This window comes from Aminobacter niigataensis, from assembly GCF_946995915.1.
Taxonomy (GTDB): domain Bacteria; phylum Pseudomonadota; class Alphaproteobacteria; order Rhizobiales; family Rhizobiaceae; genus Aminobacter; species Aminobacter niigataensis.
In genome coordinates this window covers 1,888,087-1,902,795 of record NZ_OX341517.1, presented here as the reverse complement: position 1 = coordinate 1,902,795, position 14,709 = coordinate 1,888,087, and the positions used below count along the sequence as shown (strand labels likewise).

General features: G+C 64.4%; 13 protein-coding genes. 1 reads left to right on the top strand and 12 read right to left on the bottom strand.

What is annotated here, in order from left to right; all coding sequences use genetic code 11:
- Position 1: 1 nt before the first annotated feature.
- Both O1Y97_RS09205 and O1Y97_RS09200 read right to left on the bottom strand, forming a co-directional pair.
- A complete protein-coding gene (locus O1Y97_RS09205; protein WP_318763810.1) occupies positions 2–1,003 on the bottom strand; it encodes a Gfo/Idh/MocA family protein in 1,002 nt (333 codons plus the stop codon).
- Entirely contained in the window at positions 1,000–2,073 is a 1,074-nt protein-coding gene (locus O1Y97_RS09200; RefSeq protein ID WP_404801260.1) for a LacI family DNA-binding transcriptional regulator, read from the bottom strand. The genes O1Y97_RS09205 and O1Y97_RS09200 overlap by 4 nt, the downstream gene beginning before the upstream one ends.
- Before the next feature lie 283 nt (positions 2,074–2,356).
- Here O1Y97_RS09200 and O1Y97_RS09195 point away from each other — a divergent pair, with 283 nt between their 5' ends.
- Entirely contained in the window at positions 2,357–3,523 is a 1,167-nt protein-coding gene (locus tag O1Y97_RS09195) for a dihydrodipicolinate synthase family protein (RefSeq protein WP_318763808.1), read from the top strand.
- 4 nt (positions 3,524–3,527) lie between these two features.
- On the opposite strand, the gene O1Y97_RS09190 is transcribed toward O1Y97_RS09195, so the two are convergent.
- The 10 genes from O1Y97_RS09190 to O1Y97_RS09145 all read right to left on the bottom strand — a co-directional run bounded on the left by O1Y97_RS09190 (position 3,528) and on the right by O1Y97_RS09145 (position 14,663).
- Positions 3,528–4,016: an ester cyclase gene (locus tag O1Y97_RS09190; RefSeq protein ID WP_318763807.1), complete on the bottom strand. Its 489-nt coding sequence runs from the start codon at positions 4,014–4,016 to the stop codon at positions 3,528–3,530.
- Between the two features lie 174 nt (positions 4,017–4,190).
- Positions 4,191–5,618: a gamma-aminobutyraldehyde dehydrogenase gene (locus tag O1Y97_RS09185; RefSeq protein ID WP_318763806.1), complete on the bottom strand. Its 1,428-nt coding sequence runs from the start codon at positions 5,616–5,618 to the stop codon at positions 4,191–4,193.
- 123 nt (positions 5,619–5,741) lie between these two features.
- Entirely contained in the window at positions 5,742–6,557 is an 816-nt protein-coding gene (locus O1Y97_RS09180; protein WP_108607056.1) for an ABC transporter permease, read from the bottom strand.
- The gene (locus O1Y97_RS09175) at positions 6,547–7,518 is read right to left on the bottom strand and encodes an ABC transporter permease (protein ID WP_318763805.1); all 972 of its coding nucleotides are present in this window, start codon (positions 7,516–7,518) and stop codon (positions 6,547–6,549) included. Before O1Y97_RS09175 ends, O1Y97_RS09180 begins: the two co-directional genes overlap by 11 nt.
- Complete coding sequence (locus tag O1Y97_RS09170; RefSeq protein ID WP_318763804.1) at positions 7,515–8,513, bottom strand: ABC transporter ATP-binding protein; 999 nt, start codon at positions 8,511–8,513, stop codon at positions 7,515–7,517. Before O1Y97_RS09170 ends, O1Y97_RS09175 begins: the two co-directional genes overlap by 4 nt.
- A 212-nt stretch (positions 8,514–8,725) precedes the next feature.
- Positions 8,726–9,880: an ABC transporter substrate-binding protein gene (locus O1Y97_RS09165; RefSeq protein ID WP_108607053.1), complete on the bottom strand. Its 1,155-nt coding sequence runs from the start codon at positions 9,878–9,880 to the stop codon at positions 8,726–8,728.
- Positions 9,881–10,108: 228 nt separating this feature from the next.
- Complete coding sequence (locus tag O1Y97_RS09160) at positions 10,109–11,020, bottom strand: LysR substrate-binding domain-containing protein (RefSeq protein ID WP_108607052.1); 912 nt, start codon at positions 11,018–11,020, stop codon at positions 10,109–10,111.
- 976 nt (positions 11,021–11,996) lie between these two features.
- Positions 11,997–13,061 (bottom strand): ABC transporter ATP-binding protein, encoded by a 1,065-nt coding sequence (locus O1Y97_RS09155; protein WP_318763803.1) that lies wholly within the window; start codon positions 13,059–13,061, stop codon positions 11,997–11,999.
- A gap of 19 nt (positions 13,062–13,080) precedes the next feature.
- Positions 13,081–13,872: an ABC transporter permease gene (locus O1Y97_RS09150; RefSeq protein ID WP_108607049.1), complete on the bottom strand. Its 792-nt coding sequence runs from the start codon at positions 13,870–13,872 to the stop codon at positions 13,081–13,083.
- Positions 13,869–14,663, bottom strand: coding sequence for an ABC transporter permease (locus tag O1Y97_RS09145; RefSeq protein ID WP_404801274.1), 795 nt, complete (start codon positions 14,661–14,663; stop codon positions 13,869–13,871). Before O1Y97_RS09145 ends, O1Y97_RS09150 begins: the two co-directional genes overlap by 4 nt.
- Between the last annotated feature and the right edge of the window lie 46 nt (positions 14,664–14,709).

Below are 14,709 nucleotides of genomic sequence, written 5' to 3'. Positions count from 1 at the left end.
GTCAGAGCCCCGCCTCGATGGCGACCGCCTTGCCGGTCGCAGCCGACTTGACCACCGCAAGTCCGGTCGCCAGCGACCACACGCCGTCCTCGCCCGTCGCCGAGGGCGTGCCCTTGCCGGCGACAGCGTCGTGGAACGCCTGCAGTCCCGCCTCGTAGAGATTGTACTGGTCGAGCTTGAGCTCGTGTTCGCCCTCGGCATGGCGCAGCACGACCGAGCCGACCGGCTTCTGCGTCATCACGTTGCGCGCGATCAGCGATCCCTCGGTGCCGTGTACCTCGAAACCGGTTTCGGCGAACTTGGTGGTGAAGGCGTCATGGAACTGGGCGACCAGACCCGACTTGAAGCGCAGCACGCCCATCACGGCGTCCTCCAGCCCCGCCTGCCCCATGCCGCCCGTCTGGCTGAAGGCGGTTGCCTCGACCGGATCGTCGTTCAGCACGAAGCGCAGCGTATCGGCATCGTGCACGGTGATGTCGAGGATAACGCCACCGCCGGCCTGCGGCTTGTCGAGGCGCCAGCCCTGCAGGTGCGGCGGCAGGTAGACAGCGTGGAAAACGCGTGCGGCGAGCGGCTTGCCGATACGGCCCGCAGCAATCGCATCGCGCATCGCACGATGGCTCGCCGCGTTGCGCAGGTGGTGGTTGGTGCCCATCACCACGCCGGCCTCGCGCGCGGCCTTCACCATCGCCAACGCGTCGTTGAGCGTCAGCGCCAGCGGCTTCTCGCACAGCACGTGCTTGCCGGCCTTTGCCGCAGCAATTGCCTGTTCCAGGTGCAGTTCGTTGGTGGTCGAGATATAGACCGCGTCGATGCCAGGATCGCCGACGATGCCGTCGAGCGAGGTCACCGACTTGGCGATACCATTCGCTTCGGCATAGGCGCGACCGCGTTCGGCGTTGGTGCTCATCACCGAGACGACCTCGCCGCCGGTCGCGCGGATGGCGCCGACGACCCATTCCTTGGCGATGGTGCTCGCCCCGATCAGACCCCAGCGTGTCATGCTGTAAGCTCCCTAACCCGTTGCGGCGCACCGCAGCTCTCGCGCACCACCAGCCGCACCGTCGCCACAAGCGCCTCGGCGTCGAAATCGCCGGCATTGATCTGTTTCAGCAGCAATTGTGCTGCCCGCCGGCCCATGCCTTGCGGATCGACCGAAACGGTAGTCAGCGCCGGCACCGCCGTCTTTGCCTCGATCACGTCGTCGAAGCCGATCACGCCGAAGTCGACGCCCGGCTCGATGCGGGCGCTGCGCAGCCCGTCGCAGGCGCCAAACGCTACCGCATCGTTGAAGCACAATGCCGCCGTCGGCCGTTCGGCCATCGACAGCAGCCGCTCGACCGCCGCCACGCCGCCCGCGCGCGACGGCGCCGAGCTGATCACCAATTCGTCCGAGGCATCGAGACCGGCTTCCAGCAGCGCATCGCGGAACCCGCGCATGCGTTCGTCGAAGACAGCCGTGTCACTGAACCCACCGAGGAAGGCGATGCGGCGGTGGCCGAGTTCGATCAGATGCCGCACGGCAGCTGCAGCACCTGCATGACCGTCGGATACGACGGAGGAAACCTTGAGGCCCGGCACGTTGCGCGCCACCAGCACCACCGGGATACCGCTGTCGACAAGCGGCCGGAGGTCGGCGGCGGTCGTGCCGCGCGCCGGCGACAGGATCAGCCCGGCCATGCCGTGTTCGCGCATCGAGGCGATCACCTCGCCCTGGCGGTCGGCATTTTCCGACGTGTTGGCCATGAACTGGATATAGCCGGCCGACTGCACCACCATATCCATGCCGACGGCCAGCTCGGCAAAGAAGCTGTTGGTCAGATCGTTGACGACGATGCCGACGATCTTCGATTTCGACTGCCTGAGATTGGCGGCACCGCGGTTGTAGACGTAGCCGAGTTCGCGAATGACGGCGCCGACCCTGGCGCGCGTCACCTCGTTCACCAGGGAGCTGCCCTGGAGGACGAGCGAGACGGTCGACTTCGACACGCCGGCGGCGCGCGCAACATCGACAACTGTCACCTTCGCCTGCTTCAAACCGATCCTCCCGGGGGAGCGTTTTTTGGCTCCCATTTCCGAGTCCAATAATTGGAACGTTCCAAACTGTCAAGCATTGAAGAACCCGGACGCTGCCGTTTTCACAAAGAGCGCACGACAGGTGCACGGCCACCGAAACGCCAAAATCGTACACAATTCGACATTTCAAACGATTTACTACACTTGAATAGCGTTCAACCGCTTCGACGCCCCGCATCACCGGCAAGTCGATCCGCACAACCGCTCGGGGTCCCAAAATTCCAACTTGAAATTTGGAACGATCTAAATTACGAGATTCAGCCGATCAGGGGAGGAACCCATGGCCAAGGCAGTGAAACTTCCGCGGGCGGACCGCTCCATCGAGACCTACGCCCTTGTCGGCACGCCGACAGAACGGCCTGAAGCCGCACCTGTTTTCAACCGCATCGCCTATGCGGCGGCCCATGTCGTCTCCGACCCGTGGGCCGACGCCACCCCTTGGACCAGCCCGGCCATCGACTGGGATGCGACGATGGCCTTCCGCCATCATCTCTGGTCGCTCGGCTTCAGGATCGCCGAGGCGATGGACACCTCGCAGCGCGGCATGGGGCTCGACTGGGCCGGTGCGCAGGAGCTGATCCGGCGCTCGCTAGCTGAGGCACGCACGGTTCCGGGCGCCGACCTCGCCTGCGGCGCCGGCACCGACCAGCTCGACAAGCGCGATGCGCGATCGCTCGACAACGTGATCGCTGCCTATGAGGAACAGCTCGACTTCATCGAAAAGCATGGTGGCCGCGCGATCATGATGGCCAGCCGCGCGCTTGCCCATGTCACCACTTTGCCCGACGACTACCACAAGGTTTATGGCCGTATCCTTGGCCAGGCCAAGGACAAGGTGGTGCTGCACTGGCTGGGCGACATGTTCGACGCCGAACTCGCGGGCTATTGGGGCAGCACGCGGTTCGAGGACGCACTCGACACGGTGCTCGCCATCATCCGCGACCACAAAGACAAGGTCGAAGGCATCAAGATCTCGCTGCTCGACCAGTCCTGTGAGGTCGAACTGCGCCGCCGCCTGCCCGAAGGCGTGATCTGCTTCACCGGCGACGATTTCAACTATGCCGGCCTGATTGAAGGCGATGGCGAGAGGCATAGCCACGCTTTGCTCGGCATCTTCGACGCGGTCGCGCCGCAGGCATCGAAGGCTTTGGCTGCACTGGCCAAAGGCGACCTCGCCACCTTCCGCGGCACCATCGAGCCGACGGTGCCGCTGTCGCGGAAAATCTTCGAGGCGCCGACGCAATACTACAAGGCCGGCGTCGTCTTCCTCGCCTGGCTCAATGGCCACCAGAGCCATTTCACCATGCCTGCCGGCATGCAGTCCGCGCGAGGTGCGGTGCACTACGCTGACATCTTCCGCCTGGCCGACCAGGCCAATGTGCTCGACAAGCCAGACCTCGCCGTTGAGCGGATGACAGCCTTCATGACCCAGTACGGCATCGCCTGACCGGCTACATCAGCCCCAGTTGCTTGTAGAAGCCGAGCGCGTCGTAATAGTCGCTCTGGCTGGCGATCTTGCCGTCCTTGACCGAGAACATCGAGGCACCGGTGAAGGAGAACTTCTTGCCAGTGGCCTTGGTGCCGTCGGCCCAGTCACCGCTATTGGTGCCGGAGAACTCCCATTCGAACGACACGCGGTCATCCTGCACCACCGGCGCGCCCTTCATCTGCCAGACGGCATCGGGCACGGCCTTGAGGAAATTGTCGATGACGCCGGTCTTGGCAGCCTCCTTGCCTTCGACCGGCTTGCCGACCGAGGCATCATAGTAGATGACGTTGTCGGCGAGATGCTCGGCTGCCTTGGCGGAGTCATGCGCGTTCCAGGCGGCGAGATAGGCTTCGACCACGGCCTGCGGCGTATCCTGCGCCAGCGCGACTGAAGGAACCGCTGCGAGGAGCGCTGCTACTGCTGCGGATGCGAGAAACTGACGGCGATGCATGTCTTTTCCTCCCAAGTTGAACGACCTCATCTTCTCCCCTTGCGGGAGAAGGTGGCCGAGCGAAGCGAGGTCGGATGAGGGGTGTTGGCCGGAGCGACCCCTCACCCTGCCAACCTTGCCGCGGCGCGGCTGCGGGGCAATCCGACCTCTCCCACAAGGGGAGAGGTCAAAAAGTTACCCATGCGCGATCATGACATGGCGCACGGCGGTGTAGTCCTCCAGCGCATAGACCGACATGTCCTTGCCGTAGCCGGACTGCTTGAGGCCGCCATGCGGCATCTCGTTGGTCAGCATGAAATGCGTGTTGATCCAGGTGCAGCCATATTGCAGCCGTGCCGCCGTCGACATGCCGCGCGAGATGTCCTTGGTCCAAACCGACGACGCCAGGCCGTAGTCGCTGTCATTGGCCCAGTTGACTGCCTCGTCGACGTCGGAGAAGCGCGTCACCGACACCACCGGCCCGAACACCTCGCGGCGCACGATCTCGTCTTCCTGCAGCGCGCCGGCAACGACGGTTGGCTGATAGTAGAACCCGCCGCCCTCGCCCGGTTTGCCGCCGGTGGTGATCTCGATGTGCTTGAGTTCGGAAGCGCGCTCGACGAAGGAAGCGACGCGGTCGCGCTGGCGCCTGGAGATGAGCGGCCCGATCTCGTTTTCGGTGTCGTCGGCCTGGCCGAAGCGGATGGTCGATACCGCCGAAGACAAGTCGGCGACGAGCTTGTCGTAGACCTTACTGCCGGCGTAGATGCGGCAGGCCGCCGTGCAGTCCTGGCCGGCATTGTAGTAGCCGAAGGCACGCAGGCCGCTGACCACGGCGTCGATATCGGCATCGTCGAAGACGATCACCGGCGCCTTGCCGCCGAGTTCCAGATGCGTGCGCTTGACCGACTTGGCCGCCGCCTGCAGCACCTTCTTGCCGGTGGCGACGTCGCCGGTGATCGAGATCATGCTGACGGCAGCATGGTTGATCAGTGTGTTGCCGACGCTTTCGCCGCGGCCAAGCACGACATTGACCACGCCCTCGGGCAGCACGTCGGCAAGGATTTTCGCCAGCTTCAGCGCCGTCAGCGGCGTCTGCTCGGAAGGCTTGAAGACGACCGTGTTGCCGCCGGCGATTGCCGGTGCCAGCTTCCACGCCATCATCATCAGCGGATAGTTCCACGGCGCGATCGAGGCGACGATACCCACAGGGTCGCGGCGGATCATCGAGGTATGGCCGGGCAGGTATTCGCCGGCCACCAGCCCCGGCATCGAGCGCACCGCACCGGCAAAGAAGCGGTAGCAGTCGACAATGGCCGGAATCTCGTCATTGAGCACGGCATTGATCGGCTTGCCGCAATTGAGCGCTTCAAGCTTGGCAAAGCCTTCCGCCTCGGCCTCGATCCGGTCGGCGATCTTGAGCAGATAACCCGAGCGTTGCGCCGGGGTGGTCTTGGACCACGTCACGAACGCCTTCTGTGCAGCCGCGACTGCCGCCTCGATCTGCGCCGGCGAGGCCTCCGGCAGGCTGAGGATCGTCTCGCCGGTACGCGGGTTGAGGATCGCTTCTTCCGTCTCGGTTCCGCGCTCGAACTTCGAGCCGATCAGCATTTGGGTGTCCATGTAAGTTCTCCCTGGATCAGTGTCTTTGGAGGGCGAATAGGGAGTAGCGAATAGCGAGTAGAAACAAGCGATCGAACAGATCCTATTCGCTATTCGCTATTCGCTACTCCCTATTCGCTGTTGTCATTTTCCCGCCCCGGCGATCTGGTCGCCTTCGCGGGTCAGGTAATAGGCGGCGAGGATCGGCAGCAGGGTCGCCAGCACCACGACCATGGCGACGACATTGGTGACCGGGCGCTGGCGCGGCCGCACCAGTTCCTCGAGCATCCAGATCGGCAGCGTCTGCTGCTGCCCGGCGGTGAAGGTGGTGACGATGACCTCGTCGAAGGACAGCGCGAACGCCAGCATGCCGCCTGCCAGAAGTGCGGTCCCTATATTGGGCAGGATCACGTGCCTGAAGGTCTGGAACCCGTCGGCGCCGAGGTCCATCGACGCCTCGATCAGCGAGCCCGAGGTGCGGCGGAACCGCGCCACCGCGTTGTTGTAGACGACCACCACGCAGAAGGTCGCGTGGCCGAGCACGATCGTCCAGAACGAGAACGGGATCTCCGCCAGGCTGAAGGCCGAGCGCAGCGCGATGCCGGTGATGATGCCGGGCAGCGCGATGGGCAGGATGACCAACAGCGAGATCGCCTCGCGGCCGAAGAACCTTGTCTGGCTGACGGCTGCGGCGCAGAGCGTGCCTAGCACCAGCGCAATCGCCGTCGAGATCGCCGCGACCTGCACCGACAGGCCGAGCGCCTGCCAGACATCGGGCCGTGCCCAGGTGGCTGCGAACCATTGCGTCGTCAGCCCGGGCGGCGGCCACTGGTAGCTCTTCTCCTCCGTCGTGAAGGCATAGACGAAGATCAGCAGGATCGGCAGGTGCAGGAAGGCGAGACCTGCGGCAGCCGCGATCTTGAGGCCGCGCGGGGCCGATTGCGAACGGTCAGAGCGCATCGAAGGCTCCCATGCGTTTGGCGCCCCAGAGGTAGAAACCCATGATGACGATGGGCACCACGGTGAAGGCGGCGGCGAGCGGGATGTTTCCGGCGGTTCCCTGCTGGGCATAGACCGCCTGGCCGATGAACAGCCTGGACGTGCCGATGATCTGCGGAATGATGTAGTCGCCGAGCGTCAGCGAGAAGGTGAAGATCGAGCCGGCGACGATGCCCGGTAGCGCCAGCGGGAACAGCACGTTGCGGAAGGTCTGGCCCGGCGACGCCCCGAGATCGGACGAGGCCTCGACAAGGTTGCCGGGCACGCGTTCGAGGGCGGCCTGAATCGGCAGGATCATGAACGGCAGCCAGACATAGACGAAGACGATGAAGGTGCCGGTGAACGAGACCGACAGCGAGTTGCCGCCGACCACAGGCAGTGACAGCCAGCTGTCGAGCAGCCAGGACAGGTGCAGCTTGGCGAACAGCCAGGTCAGGATGCCTTCCTTGGCGAGGATAAGCTTCCACGCGTAGATCTTGACCAGGTAGCTCGACCACAAGGGCAGCATGACGCCAAGATAGAACAGCGCCTTCCATTTGCCGCGGGCATAGCGCGCCGCGTAATAGGCGATGGGGAACGCGACGACGGCAGAGGCCAGCGTGACCAGTGCCGCCATGGTTACCGTGCGCACGATGATGTCGAGATTGGCCGCCTGGAACAGGTCGCCATAAGTCTTGAGCGTCAGCTCTCGGCTGATCAGCCCGGAGAACTCGTCGATCGAAAAGAAGCTCTGCGCCAAGAGTGCGATCAGCGAGCCGATATAGACGACGCCGAGCCAGAGCAGCGGCGGCGCCAGCATCAGGAACAGCAGCAGGCCCGGCCGGCGCCACAGCAGGTCAGACAGCGAACCGGCGAAACCGCCACGCTTGGGCAGGATCGCGGCAGCCACGCCGGTCGCCCCGGTGACAGCCTGGACGCTCATGCCTGCTCCTCCATCAGGTGGAGCTGGTCGCGGTTGAAGCTGAGCATGACATGCTCGCCATCGTCGGGCAGCGAAGCGCCGGCCGGCACCGTGGCGTGCAGCCGGAGGCCATCGGCATCAAGCGCCAGCTTGGTGGCCGCACCCAGATAGTGACGCGACAGGACGCGGGCAGCGACGCCGTCGCCGCTCTTGTCGCGACCGACGCGGATCTGTTCCGGCCTGAGGCTGCCCCAGCGGCGCTGGCCGGCATAACGCTGCACGAAATCGGGCGGCAGCACGTTGGACGAGCCGACGAAATCGGCGACGAAGCGCGACGCCGGGCGCTGGTAGATGTCCTCGGGCGCGCCGACCTGCATGATGCGGCCGTCGTTGAAGACCGCGACCCGGTCGGCCATGGACAGCGCCTCGCCCTGGTCGTGCGTGACGAAGACGAAGGTGATGCCGAGCGCCTTTTGCAATTGCTTGAGCTCTTCCTGCATGCTCTCGCGCAGCTTGAGGTCGAGCGCGCCGAGCGGCTCGTCGAGCAGCAGCACCTTGGGCTTGTTGACCAGCGCACGCGCCAGCGCCACGCGCTGCCGCTGACCGCCGGACAGCTGGCCCGGCTTACGGCTGCCATAGCCCGGCAGTTGCACCAGCTTGAGTGCGTCCTCGGCGGCGCGGTGGCGTTCGTCCTTTCCCATGCCCTTGACCATCAACCCGTAGGCGACGTTGTCGAGCACGTTGAGATGCGGAAACAGCGCGTAGTCCTGGAACACCGTGTTGACGTTACGCCGGTAAGGCGGCACGCCCTCGGCGCGCTCGCCGAAGATCGAGATACTGCCCGATGTCGGCTGCTCGAAGCCGGCGATCAAACGCAAGCAAGTGGTCTTGCCCGAGCCAGACGGTCCCAGCATGGCGAAGAACTCGCCAGGCTTGATCTCGAGGTCGACAGCATCGACCGCGCGCACCGCGCCGAAATGGCGGGAGGTCTTTTGAAAGGCGACTGCTGGGGTCATCGTCTCAGGCTTTCGATGTCTGGGCCATGCAAGCCCGGGCGATATGCCCTGGCCATGGCTGCGCATCCGGCCGACCCACGGCCGCCGATGCTTGTCTGCCGCCGCCGTCAGGCGGTCATTTCAGGTCGGTTGGTGCCCTCCGCCCCCTCTCCCCACGGGGAGAGGGTTGGCCGCAACGCGGCCTGGCGAGGGGACATCGTTCGTTGCTGGCCTCAGCGGCCGCCGATCACGCCGATATAGTCCGAGACCCAGCGATAATAGGGTACGCACTGGTCGTTCTGGCTGGCGCATTTCGACACCGGCGTCTTCCAGAACTTGATCCTGGCGAAGTCCTCGAAGCCGTTGGTCTTGCAACCCTCGTCGGTGAGCAGCGCGTTGCCCTTGCAGGCGGCTGGTACTGCCGGGTTAGAGCCGAACCAGGAGGCAAGATCGCCCTGCAGCTTGGGGTTCAGCGAATGCTCGAGCCACATATAGGCGCAGTTGGGGTTGGCGGCTTCGACATGCATCATCGTCGTATCGGCCCAGCCCGTGGCACCCTCTTCCGGGATGGTCGAGGCGATCGGCTGCTTCTCCGACTTGAGCAGGTTGACCTGGAACGGCCACGAACCGGAAGCGACGACGCCTTCGTTCTTGAAGTCGTCGATCTGGATCATGGCATCGTGCCAGTAGCGGCCGGCCAGCGTGCGTTGCACGCGCAGCAGATCAAGCGCTGCCTTGTACTGGTCCTCGTTGAGCTCGTAGGGATCCTTGATGCCGAGATCGGGTTTGTGCGCCATCAGGTAGTTGGCGGCGTCCGCAATATGGATCGGGCCGTCATAGGCCTGGACGCGGCCCTTGTTGGGCTTGCCGTCGGGTAGGTCCATCGGCTCGAACACGACGCTCCAGCTCTTCGGCGCTTCCTTGAACACGTCGGTGTTGTACATCAAGACGTTCGGGCCCCACTGGTAGGGCACGCCGTAATGCTGGCCGTCGACGGTGAACCACGGCGCATCCTTGAGGCGCTCGTCGACGGTCGACCAGCTCTTGACGAGGTCGGTGTTGATCGGCTGGACACGCTTGCCGGCGACGAGGCGGAGCGAGGCGTCGCCCGAAGCGGTGACGAGGTCGAAGCCGCCCTCGTTCATCAGCGCGACCATTTCGTCGGAAGTGGCGGCGGTCTTGACGTTGACCTTGCAGCCCGACGCCTTCTCGAAATCACTGACCCAGTCGTAATTCTTGTCGGTCTCGCCGCGCTCGATGTAGCCCGGCCAGGCGATGATGTTGACCTGGCCCTCGGCCTTGCCGATCTCCTTGACCTGCGCCACCGCCTGGCCGGAAAAGCTGCAAGCCAAGGCGATTGCCGTGCAGGATTTCAGAAATGCCTTCATCACGATCCTCCCATGTGCAGGAACCGCTCTCTCATCGGCGGTGTTGCCCTGAAACGAAAGGTGCGGCGAAAGCGCAGGTTTCGCAAATTCATTCGAAAGATGGGTGATATCGGTTTTTCCGATACCCAGAGCGCCGCGCGTCCGTTCGGACGCGCAAAGGACGCTCTGGCACTTTGAAGCTACGCATCGTGCTTTGCGAAGATCGAGCCCGATTTTCGCGCCGGCACGTCAAAGCTTCTGGCGGACGGTCCGCTGCGCCTGGGCGATGCCGATGAAATCGCGCGCTGCCGCCGGCAGCGACGAGCCGCGCCGCCACACCATGCCGACCTGCACCACCGGCAGCGAGCCGGAGACGTCGCGCGACTCGATGCGGTCGCCTTCGAGCGACCACGGCCGGTAGACGAGGTCTGGCAGCAGCGCCACCCCTGCCCCGGTCGCCACCAGCGAGCGCACCGCCTCGACCGAACGCGTGCGGAAGGCGACATGCGGCTTGGCGCCGATGGCCGAAAGCAGCTTGCCGGTGTTCTCCTCGATCTCGTCAACCGACAGCATGATCAGTGGCTCCGATGCGATGTCGCCCACGCTGATGATCTCGGCGGAGGCCAGCGGATGGCCGAGCGGCAGCCACAGCCGGTAGGCCGAGACCTCGAGAATCTCCGATTGCAGCGCCATGCGGTCGCGCAGGTTGGAGGTGACCATGACGGCGAGGTCGAGCTTGCCGCCGACCAGAAGGTGCTCGAGATAATCGCCATTGTCCTCGATCGCCGAAATCTCGACCGCCGGATGGGCACGGCGGTAGCGGGCGAGCAGGTCAGACAGAACATAGCCGGCGACCAACGAGGTGACACCGAGCTTGAGCTGGCCGGTGGCTGTCGCCTGCCCGCCGAAGAAGGTGCGGCGCGCGTCCGACACGTCGGCCAGGATCTTGGTGGCGTGGCGCAGGAACTGGTGGCCCTTATGGGTAATGTTGAGCCCGCGCGGATGGCGCTCGAACAGCTCGACGCCGAGATCGCCCTCCAGCTCCTTGATCGCCTCGGTGACCGACGACTGCGAGATCGACAGGTTCTGCGCCGCGCGTGAGATCGTGCCCTGCTCGGCGACGGCGACGAAGAACTGAAGCTGACGAAGCGTGAAGGCCATGGCGGGAGTAGACAGGGCGGCGGGGAATTTGGGAAGAGGCCGGCGTTCCCTTCTCCCCTTGTGGGAGAAGGTGCCCCGAAGGGACGGATGAGGGGTGTTGGACGGAGTGAGGCGTTCAGATTGTGCGCTATTATCTCTTCTCCAGCTTCTCATTGCTTCCAACACCCCTCATCCGTCTTGGTGCTGCCCGCCAATCCACCTTCTCCCACAAGGAGAGAAGGTCAGGTTCTCGCCTTGCCACGCCCCGTTTCCGGTCTGGCCATCGTGATGAAAAGGTTCGGGCAGCGGGGCGCGAGGCCCTGCCTGCCGATAGTTTGATCCACGCGGGATGGTGACAGAGCTCCTGACAAGCAAGCCGGTTCTGCACCGCAGCAGCAATTGCCACTTCACGGCATGGATCCCCGGGTCTCCGCACGTCGCTTCGCTCCTGCTCCGCCCGAGGATGACGAAGGCATTGGGGCTCGCGGCCAATCGTCAACGTCGGTGACTGCAGAGAGCTCCGGCTCTTGTTCTTGCGTAGCTCTCAATTGCGAAGACTCCCTGCCAAGGGCCAACCTTGGAGACTAGCCGAAAGCCACCATGCCTTCGTCATCCTCGGGCGGAGCGGGAGCGAAGCGAACTGCGGAGACCCGGGGATCCATGCCGTGACCGTCCCGTCTAGCTGACCGTGCAGAAAAAAGCCGCCGCGATCCTTCGCCCCCCTCTGGCCTGCCGGCCATCTCCTCCACAAGGAGGGAGATTACGCCGTCATCGGCACCGCAGCCAATCGCCAAGATCGCAAGACTTGTCCTTGCGGTGTTGCAGGATATGCCCTGCAGGCGACGCGGCTATTCTCCCTCCCTGTCGGGCGCGACGGCGAAAAATCGCGGTGACCGTGGAAAACGTCTCCTCGCGGGACTGCGAAACAGCATCAGCCACCAAAAGCAGCAGGCGGGAAAATCCCGCCTCGCACAATCGATGATCCGGCTGAGACAGATTAATGCAGCACCAGCACGTCGCCGGAGGAGAAGCTGATCTCGGTCTTTTCGCCGACGACCGGCGGCGGGCTGTTGGGGCTGTTGAAGGTGTCGAGCGACACGACGTTCTGGCCGACGCCAACGCGGACGCGGATGACCGAGCCGAGGAAATGCACGTCGGCGATCTGGCCGGTGAGGTTCGAATCGTTGCCCGCCTTGCGGCCGAGCGAGATCGCCTCGGGCCGCAGCGCCAGCGACAGCGTGTCGCCGGCCTTGGAGCCGTTGAGCTTGCCCTTCAGCCCGATCTCCTCGGCATTGATCGTGACCGTGCCGGACGCTGCGTCGCTGATCGTGCCTTCGAGCACGTTGAGCGTGCCGACGAAATTGGCGACGAACTTGGTCGAGGGCCGGTTGTAGATCTCGAACGGCGTGCCGGTCTGGTCGGCGCGGCCTTCGTTCATCACCACGATGCGGTCGGACATCGACAGCGCCTCTTCCTGGTCATGCGTGACGAAGATGGTGGTGATGCCGAGCTTTTTCTGGATGGCGCGGATTTCCTCGCGCAGCGACAGACGCACCTTGGCGTCGAGCGCCGACAGCGGCTCGTCGAGCAGGAGCAGCTTGGGCTTGGGCGCCAGCGCGCGCGCAAGTGCAATGCGCTGCTGCTGGCCGCCGGAGAGCTGGTAGGGATAGCGGTCGCCGAAATCGGGCAGCTTGATGATGTTGAGCATCTCGGCGATGCGGGCATCCGCCTCGGCCCTCGGCATGCCGGCCACCTTGAGGCCGAAGCCGATATTCTGGGCAACCGTCAAATTGGGAAACAGCGCATAGGCCTGGAACACCATGCCGATGTGGCGCTGGTTCGGCTTGAGGCCGGTGACGTCCTTGCCCCCAACGAAGACCTTGCCAGCCGAAGGCTCCTCGAAGCCGGCGACGATGCGCAGCATGGTGGTCTTGCCGCAGCCCGACGGCCCGAGGAAGGAAACGAACTCGCCGGCGCCGACGTCGAGATTGAAGTCCTTGACGACGGCGACGTTGCCGAACGACTTCTTGACGTTCTGGATGGAGAGGAAGGGATCGGCCATTGGCTTTTGCTCTTCTTGTTCAATTCGGGCGATTTGCCGACTTCGGCGCGAAACGGGCGAGGATCTGGATCACCGACATGCAGCCCCAGGTGATGGCGAAGGCGATGACCGCAAGCGCCGCCGGCTCATAGGCGCGGTTGGCGCCGATGTTCTGCAGGTACGGACCGAAGGCCGGGCGGTTGAGCAGGCTCGCCAGCGTGAACTCGCCGATGACGATGGCGAAGGTCAGGAAGGCGCCCGACAGAACGGCGATCAGCACATTGGGCAGGATGACGCGGGCGATGATCGTCGTCCACCCGGCGCCGAGGATCTGGGCCGCCTCGGTCAGCGTGCGCACGTCGATGGTGCGCAGGCCGGTGTCGACGGCGCGGTACATGTAGGGCAGCGCCAGCGTGGCGTAGCCGATGACCAGCAGCGCATCGGTGCCGCGCGCCGTGCCGAGGAACGGCAGCGGCGAGTTGGAGCCGTACATCCTGATATAGCCGAAGACGATGACGATCGCCGGGATGACCAGCGGCAGCAGCGTGATGAACTCGACGACCGGCCTGAGATGCGGCATGCGCAGCCGGATCCAGTAGGCTGTCGGCACCACGAGCAGGACGCCGAGCAGGATCGTGAACACGGCCACCGTCACCGAATAGGCGAAGGTCTCCTGGAAGCGGCTGTCGCCGAGCACGACGCGATAGGCGTCGAAGGAATAGACGCCGCGCCGCATGCGCAGCGAGAACTCGAAAGTGGCGATCAGCGGAATGAAGAAATAGGCGGTGCCGATGGCAAAGACGAGCCAGGCCCAGAAGCGACCGGTCTTCATTTGAGCCACCTCTCGCTGCGGGTGCGGAACCAGATGTAGAAGATGTTGGCGAGGCCGGTGACGACGATCATGCCGAAAGCCAGGGCATAGCCGAGATGCGGGTTGTGCAGCACGTCGCCGCGGATCTGCGCATAGAGCTTGATCGGCACGATGTTGAGCGACGAACCGGTGAAGGCATAGGCCGTGGCAATCGCCCCGAAGGCGTTGGCGAACAAAAGGATGACGGTGCCGAGGAAGCTCGGCCACAGCACCGGAATGACGACCATGCGCCAGTATTGCCAGGTGGTGGCGCCGAGCGTGGCTGCCGCCTCGCCCCACTCGCGCTTGAGGCCGTCGATCGCCGGCGTGATGATGACGATCATCAGCGGGATCTGGAAGAACAGATAGACGATGATCAGGCCCCACGACGTGAGCACGTTGAAGCCCATCGCGTAGATGTTGATGCCGAACACGTCGCGCAGGATGACGGTGACGAGGCCGAGGCGGCCGAGCGTCGCGAGGAAGGCGAAGGCCAGCGGCACGCCGGCGAAATTGGAGGCGACGCCGGAAAACGTCATGGTCGACGAGCGCACCCACCTGGGCAGGCCGCCGCGCACGATGGCAATCGCCATGGCGAGGCCGACGAAGGCGCCGATGGTGGCCGACCAGAAGCTGATCTTGATCGACACCCAGTAGGAGTCGCGGATCGACTGGTCGGTGAAAAGCTGGCGAATGTTGTCGAGCGTGTATTGGCCCTGATCGTTCTGGAAGGCGCCGACGACGAGATAGAGCGTCGGCAGGATCAGGAACATCAGGGCGAAGATGAAGAACGGCGCGACACCGAGCCAATGGGTCGGC

What these genes read in the sequence shown, in the direction of transcription:
- O1Y97_RS09205 (WP_318763810.1), bottom strand. Translation starts at nt 1,003, where the DNA reads ATGACACGCTGGGGTCTGATCGGGGCGAGCACCATCGCCAAGGAATGG.
- O1Y97_RS09155 (WP_318763803.1), bottom strand. Translation starts at nt 13,061, where the DNA reads ATGGCCGATCCCTTCCTCTCCATCCAGAACGTCAAGAAGTCGTTCGGC.
- O1Y97_RS09175 (WP_318763805.1), bottom strand. Translation starts at nt 7,518, where the DNA reads ATGAGCGTCCAGGCTGTCACCGGGGCGACCGGCGTGGCTGCCGCGATC.
- O1Y97_RS09190 (WP_318763807.1), bottom strand. Translation starts at nt 4,016, where the DNA reads ATGCATCGCCGTCAGTTTCTCGCATCCGCAGCAGTAGCAGCGCTCCTC.
- O1Y97_RS09185 (WP_318763806.1), bottom strand. Translation starts at nt 5,618, where the DNA reads ATGGACACCCAAATGCTGATCGGCTCGAAGTTCGAGCGCGGAACCGAG.
- O1Y97_RS09145 (WP_404801274.1), bottom strand. Translation starts at nt 14,663, where the DNA reads ATGTTCCTGATCCTGCCGACGCTCTATCTCGTCGTCGGCGCCTTCCAG.
- O1Y97_RS09180 (WP_108607056.1), bottom strand. Translation starts at nt 6,557, where the DNA reads ATGCGCTCTGACCGTTCGCAATCGGCCCCGCGCGGCCTCAAGATCGCG.
- O1Y97_RS09195 (WP_318763808.1), top strand. Translation starts at nt 2,357, where the DNA reads ATGGCCAAGGCAGTGAAACTTCCGCGGGCGGACCGCTCCATCGAGACC.
- O1Y97_RS09165 (WP_108607053.1), bottom strand. Translation starts at nt 9,880, where the DNA reads ATGAAGGCATTTCTGAAATCCTGCACGGCAATCGCCTTGGCTTGCAGC.
- O1Y97_RS09200 (WP_404801260.1), bottom strand. Translation starts at nt 2,073, where the DNA reads ATGGGAGCCAAAAAACGCTCCCCCGGGAGGATCGGTTTGAAGCAGGCG.
- O1Y97_RS09160 (WP_108607052.1), bottom strand. Translation starts at nt 11,020, where the DNA reads ATGGCCTTCACGCTTCGTCAGCTTCAGTTCTTCGTCGCCGTCGCCGAG.
- O1Y97_RS09150 (WP_108607049.1), bottom strand. Translation starts at nt 13,872, where the DNA reads ATGAAGACCGGTCGCTTCTGGGCCTGGCTCGTCTTTGCCATCGGCACC.
- O1Y97_RS09170 (WP_318763804.1), bottom strand. Translation starts at nt 8,513, where the DNA reads ATGACCCCAGCAGTCGCCTTTCAAAAGACCTCCCGCCATTTCGGCGCG.